Raw genomic sequence first — 12,419 nt, 5'->3', positions numbered from 1 at the left:
CAGGGTTATGGAAAATATGCAAAACAGTCACCATGCGGGTCATTCCTCGGAGCATGGCACGCACAATACAAAACATGCTTCGGCCATGTACAAACGCTTTGCGGTGATGGCTGTCGCAATGTTCGCAGTGATGTATTTTATCATGTACGCCATGATTGACGGGTGGCAGAACCTGATACCCAATATCAACAATTTGTACATGACCCTGCTGATGACCTCGGCAATGCTGCTTATCGAATTAGCGATAATGAAAGTAATGTACCCCAACAGGAAGATGAATTGGGCGATAGCCATCATCTCGGTTGCTGTTGGCATCTTTTCATGGTTTGGTATCAGGGAACAAATCAATGTCGGGGACAAGCAGTTTGCAAAGGGTATGATACCCCATCACGCAGCAGCCATATTGATGTCCGAAAAGGCACACCTGACCGACCCGGAACTGATAGAGCTGCAAAAAAATATACTTAAAACCCAAGCGGAAGAAATTGAACTAATGAAGCGCAAGCTAAAAGAGTTTGAAGAAAGTAAATAATAAAATTTAAAAAAACAAGTTTCGACATGAGCAAAATAATAATTGGCTTTATTTCCTTATCAGCCCTGCTATTCACCGCTTGCGGGCAGGCAGGGTCAAATAAGGATGAAGCGGCACAGCATCATTCGCAGGCAACTCCGGAAAGCCACGGGCATAGTACCCAAATAGGTGAATTGGTTCCATCGGATGAAGTCTGCATGGTCAACGATGCCTATATGGGCAAAAAGCAGTTTGACGTAAAATTTGACGGTAAAATATATTACGGGTGCTGCGAAATGTGCAAAGAGCGTATTCCAAAAGATGCCACCGTGCGGATGGCGATAGACCCCTATTCCCATAAGCAGGTGGACAAAGCTGTTGCGGTGATTGCTGTGACAGGGAATAACGGTGAAGTTTCCTATTTTGAAAACAAGGGGAATTATGCCAAGTATGTGAAAAAACAGTAGACACAAAAAGATGAAGCCACAATAAAATAATTATGACCATAAAGAAGAAAATCATATTGGGGCTGGCTGTCGTCCTGATTGCCATACAGTTCTTTCAGCCCTTACGGAACCAGGCGGTTGAAGTGCCAGCCACCCATATCGAAAGGGTGTACGCCGTACCCCAAAATGTAAAGGCTATCCTTGTCCAGTCCTGTTACGACTGCCACAGCAACAATACCCGATACCCGTGGTATAGCCGTATCCAACCCGGCGCATGGTATATGGCAGAACATATCAAAAAAGGAAAAGACGAACTTAACTTTAGCGAGTTTGGCGACTATTCTGCCCGCAGACGCCGAAATAAGTTTAGGTCGATGGCCGGACAAATAAAGGACGGGGAAATGCCATTGTCGTCATATACGCTAATTCATCGCAATGCAGTATTGTCACCGGAGGATAAGCAGGTTTTGATAGCGTGGTTTGGCACAATGGAAGACAGCATTAAATAAAATTTTTCAACGAATGAACAGATATAAAAAAATACCCATAAGAATATTGCAAACAGTGCTGATACTGCTTTGCACGCAAACGCTGTTTGCACAGAGAGTAGTGCATTACGAGCTGTATGTAAAAGATACACTTGTCAACTATGCAGGTAAGCAAAAAAGGGCGATTGCCGTAAACGGGCAAATCCCCATGCCCACCCTTACCTTTACCGAGGGCGACACTGCCGAAATAGTGGTGCACAACCAATTGAAAGAAAGCACATCACTGCACTGGCATGGTGTGTTCCTGCCCAATAAAGAAGACGGTGTGCCCTGGCTTACGCAAAAGCCCATCGCACCGGGTACAACCTACACCTACCGTTTTCCGATTATCCAGCATGGCACGCACTGGTATCATTCGCACTCAGGCTTGCAGGAGCAGATAGGCATGTACGGTAGTTTTATCATGAAAAAAAGAGGCGACGATAAAACCTTTAGAAAAGGAATTGACGATTTGCCGACCGTCCCGATTATATTAAGTGAGTGGACAAATCTTAACCCGGATAACATCAACCGTATGCTACACAATGCAAATGATTGGGCGGCCATTAAGAAAGGTGCTACGCAATCGTACGTTGAAGCTATTAAGGAGGGAAAATTAGGCGTAAAGGTAAAAAATGAGTGGAAACGGATGCTGGCGATGGATGTCAGTGATGTGTACTATGATAAAATCCTAATAAATGGTAGCCATAGCACCGATTTGAAAACAATTGGTGGTAAAAAGCTAAAAGCAGGTGACAAAGTCAGATTACGCGTTTCCAATGGCGGGGCGTCTTCGTATTTCTGGCTAAGATATGCTGGAGGGAAAATTACAGTAGTAGCTAATGATGGGAATGATGTTGAGCCTGTAGAGGTGGACAGGTTAATCATTGCCGTTTCTGAAACTTACGATATTGTAGTGACTATCCCTCAAGATGGTTTGGCTTACGAGTTCTTAGCAACAACCGAAGACAGGACACAATCTGCGAGTTACTTTATAGGTGATGGGGTCAAACAGCTTATTTCTCCACTCCCACGATTGAAGTATTTCGAGGGGATGAAGATGATGAACGATATGATGAAAATGAATGGCGATTTGAACGATATGGGCATGAAGATGAGCCTTAACCAAATGGACATGAATGTAGTGATGTATCCCGAAATTACCGGAGATGCAACAAAAAAAGCAGACCACAGTAAGCATGAGGGTATGGATATGGATAACGACGCTAACCGTTACAACGCTAATGCCTTGGGAGACATCAAAACATTAAATTATGCTATGTTGCAATCACCTTATAACACCTCTCTTCCAAATGATGCGCCTGTAAAAGAGTTGAAATTCACACTTACTGGCAACATGAACCGCTATGTATGGAGCATGGATAATAAAATACTTTCGGAAACTGACAAAATACCTGTAAAAAAAGGAGAAATTCTACGGATTACCATTTATAATAATTCAATGATGCGGCATCCAATGCATCTTCACGGATTTGATTTCAGGGTGATAAACGGAAAAGGCGAAAAATCGCCGCTTAAAAATGTGTTGGATATCATGCCTATGGAAACAGATACCATTGAGTTTTTAGCAAATGAGGAGGGTGATTGGTTCTTTCATTGCCATATATTATATCACATGATGGCGGGAATGAACAGGGTCTTTGAAGTTGGAGACTACAATAACCCCTATCTACCCGACAAGGCAAAAGCCTATAAAGAATTGCAAAGAGAAAGTAATATGCCTCATTTTATGGCACAAAACGATTTTGCAACCAATGGTAATGATGGAGAAGCTATGCTAATGAATGCACGCTACCAATTAGGAACAGAATGGCGTTTAGGCTATAATAGTATGCACGGTTATGAAGTAGAAACCCATTTAGGTAGATACATTGGAAAGATGCAATGGTTCATGCCCTTTGTAGGTTTTGATTACCGCTACCGTAAAATGGGAGAAGATGAACACGAAAAGAACATATTTGGACAAACCAACAAGAAAGACACCCGCAGGGCGTTCAGTTTAGGGTTTATGTATACGTTACCTATGCTGGTCAATTTTCAGGCAGAAGTATATCATGATGGAATTGTGAGATTGCAGATAATGCGTGAAGATATACCAATTTCAAAAAGACTAAGAGGTGGTTTTATGGTGAATACCGACTTAGAGTATATGGGAGAACTTAGGTATATCATTAATAAGAATATAGGTATACGTACCCACTATGATAGCGATATGGGCTTTGGTGTGGGGCTGGCATTGACTTATTAAAATTAAATAACTAAGGGTTGTAAACTGCATAACCGTAAAAAAATATCGGTAAAAAAAAGGAGGTGATGCAGGTGTAATTCGCAAAGACTAACCTGCATCATACTACAACCCTTTAAAGTATGCAACAAAAATCTATCTATCGTTCCATCATCAATACGGTAGAGGTTGAATTTTTTTAAGCAGTAATTGCATCATAAGCTAATACGAACAGTGTTAGCTTTTCTGTATTAACCAATAATATATTACATCAAAATGAAGCGAATGGATAAATTTTACAATGAAACATATCTTAAATTGGAAACTGCAATCCAGGAACTGGAGATTGAAACCGACTGCCCCATAAAAAGAATTGAAGCCGTTATACACCATATCATACAAAGCCTTGCCGACTTAAAGGACTTTGTACTGAAAAATGACTTTAAGAATATGGAAGAAGAAATCCATTTTTTCAAGTATCAGAAACCTGTTATTGTTTCAAAGCTCATCTACTACAATGCCATCTATAAAATCGAAACAAGAAGACCCTACGGGAACAAGCGTACCAAGAAATATTTTACCAAAGAACTGAAAAAGCTAAAAAGGTTCTTTGAAAACAACCTTGATTTTTACAAGTATTACCGCAGCAATAATTCTTTCGTTGACGAAAAATTCTTTGTGCGTGGCAAGCACGATATAAGGCTGTGGTTAGACACATTTTATTTTGAAGCAGACCATCGTTTTTCTACTACACACGATTATAAGGTTGCCAAGATTATTGCCAATGACCTGATACAAGTTTATTTGGAAGACAGGCTCAATAACATCAATGTGAAAAGGGGTTCGGACAATTCATTGAAATGGACGGCAAGTAAAACGGCACTGACGGAACTCATATATGCACTGTACTCCCACGGTGTATTTAACAATGGGAATACAGACATAAAATTGATAGCTAAAACTTTTGAAGAAGCCTTTAATATTGAGTTAGGCGATTTTTACCACACGTTTATGGAACTGAAAGCCCGTAAGATAAACCGAACCAAATTCCTTGACAGCCTCTGTGAAGCCCTAATAAAAAAAATGGACGAAAAGGACGAAAAGTAACGACTATTATAATACGCCACGAGGTGAATGAACGCCTTTTGTCCGTATAATGCTTTCCTGCACCTTTGGGGCTTCATTCTGCTTTTCTGCCTGCTCCGAAGCATCTTGTTTGGTTTCCGGCGTAATAGATAGCTGTATCTTTCTTTCTACGGCAGCCAGTTCCGTTTTAAGCTCACTCAATCGACTTTCCTTAGCCCAAGTACCGTTAACCACTTCCTGAAGTATCGGCAGGTCTTTTTGTATTTCAGCGATTTTCTCCTGCTCCTGCTTCACAAAGCCCGGCAGTTTTTCCAAAGCCCTTAAAAAATTCATTGCGGCGGTTTCGGGGTCTTTTGCCATCAGACCGTTATTGTAGGTGTACTTGATATTGCCCTCGCCAGTTATAAAAAATCTATTGACCCTTTCGAGTGTTGAATTATCCTTTGGAAGTTCTGTTTTAACCAATAATTGAAACCCGTAGAGGTTGCCTATTTCACGATAGTCGCCTGCCGTGCGGGCTTTGTTCGCAATCTCGTTCAGTTTTGCGCCTATTTGTTTCGGATTTGCATTGGGCGGCAAGCCATCTAACAGCACAGGGTTTTCGATTGTACCGTCCGAACGCTTTTGCAGGCGTTGCTGTAAGTTTTCCCAGTCGGTACTCATCCGGCTCAAACGGGATTGAGTGCTTTGCAACATTTCCATATAATCCTGTACCTTAAATTTGGCACTGGATTTAGAGCGGTTGAACGCCTGCTTTTCGCTTTCCAGTCCGGCAATCTGTTTTTCCAGTTTGGCTTTATCCAACAGGTCTGTATTTCCTGACAGGATTGCCACATATTCCGAAAAGTTCATTCCCGATTTTTCGTCCATACTTCCCTCGTCAATCGTTCTTTTGGTCAGGTTGTTAGTCTTTAACTGGTCGATGAAAAGCTGCTTATTATACAGCAGGTTGAATTTGTAACTGTCCAACGATTTTTCAACTGCATAGATAATCACAGCAACTTTATTATCGGCAAAGAATTTGGCAATCTCATTGCCTTTTCTGATTGCCCGCCCGTCCCTTTGGGCAAGGTCAGACGGTCGCCACGGTGTATCTAAATGATGAACGGCAACAGCTCTTTTCTGTGCGTTTACGCCAGTTCCGAGCATACTTGTAGAACCGAACAGTACACGGATTTTGCCCTCGTTCATTCCGTTGATAAGTTCCTTACGTTGCTTATCATTTTTCGCTTCCTGAATAAACCTTACTTCGTGCGCAGGTATGCCGTGGTCCTCCACGAGTTTGCGTTTTATTTCGGAGTACACGTTCCATTCGCCGGGCTTGTAGGTTCCCAAATCGGAGAAAACGAACTGCGTTCCTTTCTGTGCGTTGAACTGGTTGTAATACTTGGCGATATTTACCGCACAATGCGAAGCCTTGTTGTCGGGATGGTCGTCGTATATACCACTTACCATACGCATATCGAGCGACATCTTACGGGCATAGTCCGTCGCAATGAGCATCTTTGCTTTTTCTTCCCTTTGCGATAATGGTTCTCTACCGAGCAAAGTAGCATCGCCCGTTTTGGCAAACTGCATCAGGCTTTGGATAAAGGCTTCTTGGTCGGGCGTTGGCGGTATGTTGTACAATACCTCGTTCTTAGTGGGGCGGTCAATACCAATATCCTTAGCCGTTCTGTAATCCGTGATTTCAGAATAGAACTGTGCCAGTTCCGGCACTTTGATAAAGTAGCGGAAACGCTCTTTTGCTAAAATATTGTTAGCTACCGAAAATTCATAATCGGTCGTTTTCCGTGCATAGATAGCTGCCCACGCATCAAAGGAATGAATACCCTGTTTTTCCAATGCACGGGGGCGCAGGTATTTAAACAGCAGGTACAATTCCGTTAATGAATTGCTGATGGTTGTACCCGAAAGAAAGGTTGCACCCATATCCGCATTGGTACGCTCCTGAATGGTGCGGATTGCAAACAGCAGGTTCAGTGCCTTTTGGCTGCCGTCCACGTTCCCCAGTCCGGCAACCCGTGTATGACGGGTGTTGAACATCAGGTTTTTGAACTGGTGGCTTTCGTCCACAAACAAATGGTCTATGCCCATCATCTTAAAGTCCACAATATCATCCTTACGGTTTTCAATATCGTGTTGCAGCGTTTTCAGCTTTACTTCAAGATTTTCTTTCCGCTTGATTACCCCGGCGAGCATTCCCCTTGTCACTTCCTTGCCCTGCGATTTCAGGGCATCGAGATTGCGCTCTACGCTGTCCAGTTCTATTTCGAGGATTTCCTTTTGTATTTCGGGCGATTGCGGTATCATTCCGAACTGGTCGTGCGTAAGTATCACGCAATCCCAATCATTATTTTTAATATCCCCGAAAATCCGCAGGCGTTTTTTCGGCGTAAAATCATCAATACCCGGATAAAGGATTTTGGCGTGTGGATAGGCTTTACGGTAGTCTTCGGCAATGGCAGGTATATTTGCTTTCAGCCCGATAATCATCGGCTTATGGGCTAATCCCAAACGCTTCATTTCCTGCGCTGCGGTACACATTATCAGCGTTTTTCCTGCGCCTACTTCGTGGTCGCAGATAGCACCGTTGTTCAGCTTTATCATCCAAACGGTGTCCTTTTGACTTGAATACAGGTCTTCAATGCCTGCTCCCTTGCGGTCTAATCCCGGAAATTCCTGATGGCTTCCGTCATAGTTTGGGCGAACGAAACAATTAAAGGTATCGTTGTACTGGTCGGTCAGCCTGTTTTTAAACTCATCGTTCTGTGCGTGTAGCCAGTCGGTAAAGGCGGTACGGATTTCGTCAATCTTGGTGTTCGCCATTTGTATGGCTTCCATATCCCGTACTTTAACCTCTTGGTCGCCAACCATTACTTTTTTGGTAATATCAGGCGTGGTATTGACAAGGGCGTGTTTAAGCAGGGCAATACCGTCAAACGTGCGGCTTTCCGCTTTGACCGCATATTTTTCCCAAATGTGCATATTGCCCTGATGACACTTTACGGAAAAGTCGTCGGAGCTTTCGGAGTAATGAACCAGTACATCCGCATCGAACAAATGCGAAGCGAAACGGGCATAAATTCCGGTAGGTATCCACCGTTCGCCGAGGTTAAAATCCAGTTCCTCAAATTCGATACGTTTTGGTCGGGCTTCCTCTAAAGCGGTAAGGCTTTCTTTGGCTTCGGTATCATCGGGATAGTTTTCGAGATAGGCTCTTACTTCATCTGCTTTCTCCACCACGTTGCCTGCAATCCAACGTTCGGCTATTTCATATTCCTGTTGTAGCGGATTGTAGAACAACCGCCCGTGCAGGGCTTCTTTCAGGGTATCGGCAGGCAGGCTGCTGATTTCGGACATAAAGTCCAAATCCAAATTTCCGTATTTGTTCAGGGAGGCAGCTAAAGCCTCTTCGGGATTGTCGGTTGCTAACGTGGTAGTAGAGAAACTGACCGGACGGCTGAAAATATCCGCTTTATGGATTATGCCGCCAATGACACGCTCCAGATAGGGGATTTCTTTACCTGCACTGTCTGTTTTTATCAGCTTGGCATTGTCGGCAGTATTGAGATTGCCGTATTTTTTGGTAAAGGCATCGTACAACAGGTTCAGGGTTTCCCGTTCTTCCCTGTGTTCGGTCTGTTTTTCAGCTTCTTTTTGGTACAGGTTGATATAACTGTCCCTTACGGCTATGTAGGCTTCGGCTCTTGCTTTCTGTGCCGACGGCAATTGCAATGGATGAAAGATAGCTTTTTTGTCTTCCTTATCCACCTCTTGCAAATAGCCGACCCAACCGTTATCCACCACAAGGCAATCATTCCGGTGGAATAATTGCAGTTCGCCGCTATACGGAGCAGGTTCAGGAACGGTGTTAATATCGGTAACGGGAATGGCAGTCTTATCAGACTGGCCATTGCCGTTTATTTGTGAAAACAGGTCGCCGATGACTTCCTGTTTTTTGCTGTTTACTTGGCTTTTTCCATTGGTAGCACCATTGGATTTTAGCGGTGTATAAGGTTGCTGCCTGGCACTGCTGAACAGGTCGGGTTGACGACCTATTGTGCCTCTTCTTTTATTACTACTTTGCCTTTTGTTTTGGGTAGTTCTTTTAGGTGGAGCAAGCACCATTACAGGCTCACCCGCACTTTCAAACAGGTCAAAAATGCTTAGTTGTTTTAGTTCCTGTGGGCTTTCCTGATGGACTACCGGAGTGGTTATAAGCTGCGGTTTTTGCTGAACGATTGCAGGGTCTATGACCGGAGGTGTAACCTTTGGTTCAATCGGAATTTGTATCATAGGCTCATCATTGCGTTCGCCTTTGTATAAATTCAAATTCAGATGGTTCCCAAAATCTTCGGAAAGCATTTGTTTCAAATCTTTGGCAATACCCTCAACACCGTCTTTATGCGTATAGATTAAGGCAGGTTGACCGTATGGGTCGGTATCTAATTTCTGGTCGGTATGGATAATTCTTGTACCGTCCTGAAAGAGCGCATTGCCCGGCGTATTGTATTCGGTTGGCTTGCTTTGGCAAAACAGATCTTCCCTGTCGGTCAGATTTTGTTTTGCCGTATTTTTTTGCAGGATAATCAGGTCGCTGCCCACTTCCGTACCTGCATATTCGGTAAACAGATTGTTGGGCAGTCTTACAACCGAAACCAAATTATTATCCTGCATCAACGCCCTGCGTATGGGTTCGTTCTTAGGGCTATTCAGAATGCCCTGCGAAGTGATGTAAGCCAACAAACCACCCTCACGGAGCATATCAGCACCTTTCAGAAAAAAGTAATTGTGTATGCTTCGGGCAGCCTGTTCCTTTGCGCTGTTTCTGCTGCGTGAATAAGAAAGGTCAAATACAGAAGTATCGCCGAACGGTATATTACTGGCGATTATATCATAGTTGTTTTGTTCCCTTTCGGGAATTTCCTCAAAACCGTTGATACGGATATTGCTTTCGGGGTAAAGCTGCTTTAAAATCTTGCCTGTAAGCAAGTCTTTTTCATAAGCGGTAACACTGGCTTTCTGATTTTCCGAAAAGGATTGGATGAATGAACCGATACCTGCGGAGGGTTCGAGGAATTTATCAATGTGCAGACCATTATCCCGCAAGGCAGATGAAATGGCATCTATAACCTTTGGCGGGGTATAAAAAGCCGTCAGCACGGAACTTTTCATACTGTCCACATACCTGCGGTATTGCTTATCGTCTTGGGAATTGTCTTTGAGGAGTTGGTGGAGTTCCTGCGTGAGTGGAAAAAGGTCGTGTTCTGTTTTTCTCCAATGATTGATGTCTATTTCGTTTTCTACGGCGTTCAGAACGAACTTAAGACCGCCAAATCCGCTGTATCGCATCATTAGCAGTCTTTCTCCTACGGTGGCTTGCCGTTTCTCCTTTTCCAGTTTAAAAACAATTCGCAGGGCATCAATATTCTGTTGGAGATGGAACCGCTTACTGAAGCCCATTTTCCTCAATCCATATTGAGATGGTTCCGGTCAGTTCGGTATAGAGTAAATCAAACTCATTTCCGTTGGCGAAATCATCAGTTAATTCATATCCTGCGAAAACAGGCTCACAAACGGGAAACATTTTAAGGGCGAACGGTCGCAGTTCCTCGTCTGCCATTATGGTATCAAATTCATTGCATACCACTTTGAAAACCGTGTCGAACTTGGAGAAGTGCAAGCCCTCAAAAAGTATGTAGTTGGCTATTTCGTCGCATTGCTCAACGGCGTTTCCCGAACGGAAAGCACCCTCATAAGCATTGGCAGCCCACGAAGACCGTTGGTCAATAAATTTTTGGTCGTGTGCCTTTTCGGGAAAGCTGCTGTTTAATAATTCTTGCAGTCGTAATCTGAAATACGACAGGTCTTTTTGCTGTACATCCATACTTATTTTGATTAGAATTTTACTTAAATCCTAAAATTATAAGCAGGAGCAAATGCCTTTGATAATGTTGCAGCGTTTGGCTTTGAAAGGCAGGATTTGGCGATTTACAATAGAAAATTGAACTGATTATTTATACAGAATTGGTGCTTGGCTATATGTTTTTTCACAAACTACTTTTGTGGTTTAAATATTTATCGTAATATTGCGATATATTATTACAAATAAGATGGGCGTAACAAAAACAGAAATATTTACAGAACAGCAAAACAGCTTGGCAACCACTTTAAAGGCACTGGCTCATCCTGCCCGTATAGCTATCCTGCAATACATCATCAAGCAGAATGCTTGCATTTGTAATGACTTAGTGGAAGAATTAGGATTGGCGCAGGCTACGATTTCACAACATTTAAAAGAGCTTAAAAACATTGGTATCATCAAAGGCAATATAGAAGGGACAAGTGTGTGCTACTGTATTGATGAAAATGTTTGGCAGCAGATTAAAAAGGAACTCAATGCTTTCTTTATAGATAATGTAGAGGTTGATAAATGCTGTTAAGCATTTTTTTTAAGCACATTAATCGCAATAAAGCAATATAACAATTAAATAAAAAAATAATGAAACTATCAAACATCAAAGAAATCTTACCAGCATTGGATAATGTTGAATTTCAATTAGAGAACGGAACATTTGTACCCGAACACTTTCACGTTACCGAGATAGGTGTTATTACAAAACACTTCATTGATTGTGGCGGAACAATTAGAAACGAAAAAGTTGTCAATTTCCAATTATGGAATGCCAACGATTTTGAACACCGATTAAAGCCAACAAAGCTATTAAACATCATTAAGCTATCCGAAGAAAAGTTGGGTATTGAAGATGCCGAAATAGAAGTAGAATACCAAAGCGAAACGGTTGGTAAATACGATTTGAATTTTAACGGAAACCATTTTGTACTGAAAAACAAGCAAACCGCTTGCCTGGCAAGTGATGCTTGCGGTATTCCTGCCGAAAAGCAAAAGGTAAAATTATCAGAGCTGAATAATGCTTGCTGTACACCAAATTCGGGATGTTGCTAAACACTAAAAACAAAATGCGATGTATCAAAAACTAATCGAAATCATTAACAACAAAATTGATGTACAAAGCATCAGCGAAGAACGTAAAGCCGTATTACAACCGCTGATTGATTTTATACAGCAAAAAGTAAACGACAGGCAGGATATAAATATCAATTTCATCTGTACCCACAATTCCCGAAGAAGCCATTTATCACAGGTTTGGGCACAGGTAGCGTCAGCACATTTTAATATACCAAATGTACATTGTTATTCGGGCGGTACGGAAGAAACGTCACTATTTCCGAAAGTTGCAGAAACATTGACTAATCAGGGGTTTAACATTTTCAAAATCGCAGATACTAATAACCCTGTATATGCCATAAAATACAGCGATAATGCTTTGCCTGTTATCGGCTTTTCAAAAAAGTACGATAGTCCTTTCAACCCAGTATCAGCATTTACAGCCATTATGACCTGTTCACAGGCAGACGGTGGATGTCCATTTATTGCAGGTGCAGAAAAAAGGATACCTATCACATTTGAAGACCCTAAAATTTCAGACAATACACCGGAGCAATCACAGGTATATGCAGAAAGAAGTTTACAGATAGCAACGGAAATGTTTTATGTTTTTTCAAAAGTCAGTCAATAA

The 12,419-nt window shown here is 42.3% G+C and carries 10 protein-coding genes; 8 read left to right on the top strand and 2 right to left on the bottom strand.

The genetic code is table 11. From position 1 onward, the window contains the following. Positions 1–7 precede the first annotated feature (7 nt). The 5 genes from ACY2A0_RS01560 (at position 8) to ACY2A0_RS01540 (ending at position 4,836) form a co-directional block, all read left to right on the top strand. Positions 8–532 carry a DUF305 domain-containing protein gene (locus tag ACY2A0_RS01560; RefSeq protein ID WP_002993268.1) on the top strand — a complete coding sequence of 175 codons (525 nt, stop codon included), beginning with the start codon at positions 8–10 and terminating at the stop codon, positions 530–532. Positions 533–558: 26 nt separating this feature from the next. Continuing rightward, complete coding sequence (locus ACY2A0_RS01555; protein ID WP_047094737.1) at positions 559–978, top strand: hypothetical protein; 420 nt, start codon at positions 559–561, stop codon at positions 976–978. A gap of 32 nt (positions 979–1,010) precedes the next feature. After that, complete coding sequence (locus tag ACY2A0_RS01550; RefSeq protein WP_047094738.1) at positions 1,011–1,466, top strand: heme-binding domain-containing protein; 456 nt, start codon at positions 1,011–1,013, stop codon at positions 1,464–1,466. Positions 1,467–1,479: 13 nt separating this feature from the next. Next, positions 1,480–3,753 (top strand): multicopper oxidase domain-containing protein, encoded by a 2,274-nt coding sequence (locus ACY2A0_RS01545; protein WP_160812518.1) that lies wholly within the window; start codon positions 1,480–1,482, stop codon positions 3,751–3,753. A 261-nt stretch (positions 3,754–4,014) separates the two neighbouring features. Then, complete coding sequence (locus tag ACY2A0_RS01540) at positions 4,015–4,836, top strand: RteC domain-containing protein (protein WP_160812519.1); 822 nt, start codon at positions 4,015–4,017, stop codon at positions 4,834–4,836. A gap of 6 nt (positions 4,837–4,842) precedes the next feature. Here ACY2A0_RS01540 and ACY2A0_RS01535 read toward each other — a convergent pair whose 3' ends face one another. Together ACY2A0_RS01535 and ACY2A0_RS01530 are read right to left on the bottom strand one after the other, a co-directional pair. Next, positions 4,843–10,281 (bottom strand): N-6 DNA methylase, encoded by a 5,439-nt coding sequence (locus tag ACY2A0_RS01535; RefSeq protein WP_461791217.1) that lies wholly within the window; start codon positions 10,279–10,281, stop codon positions 4,843–4,845. Next, entirely contained in the window at positions 10,268–10,705 is a 438-nt protein-coding gene (locus ACY2A0_RS01530; protein WP_047094741.1) for a DUF1896 domain-containing protein, read from the bottom strand. The genes ACY2A0_RS01535 and ACY2A0_RS01530 overlap by 14 nt, the downstream gene beginning before the upstream one ends. Before the next feature lie 226 nt (positions 10,706–10,931). On the opposite strand from ACY2A0_RS01530, the gene ACY2A0_RS01525 reads away from it, so the two are divergent. The 3 genes from ACY2A0_RS01525 to ACY2A0_RS01515 are packed head-to-tail and all read left to right on the top strand — an operon-like array spanning position 10,932 to position 12,419. Further along, the gene (locus ACY2A0_RS01525) at positions 10,932–11,261 is read left to right on the top strand and encodes an ArsR/SmtB family transcription factor (RefSeq protein ID WP_047094742.1); all 330 of its coding nucleotides are present in this window, start codon (positions 10,932–10,934) and stop codon (positions 11,259–11,261) included. A gap of 59 nt (positions 11,262–11,320) precedes the next feature. Further along, positions 11,321–11,785, top strand: coding sequence for a DUF6428 family protein (locus ACY2A0_RS01520; protein ID WP_003002385.1), 465 nt, complete (start codon positions 11,321–11,323; stop codon positions 11,783–11,785). A 19-nt stretch (positions 11,786–11,804) separates the two neighbouring features. Beyond that, entirely contained in the window at positions 11,805–12,419 is a 615-nt protein-coding gene (locus ACY2A0_RS01515) for a low molecular weight phosphatase family protein (protein ID WP_072885949.1), read from the top strand.

The sequence above is a fragment of the Pedobacter sp. genome, from assembly GCF_965249885.1.
Taxonomy (GTDB): Bacteria; Bacteroidota; Bacteroidia; order Sphingobacteriales; family Sphingobacteriaceae; genus Pedobacter.
This window is presented reverse-complemented; position numbering and strand designations above follow the sequence as displayed.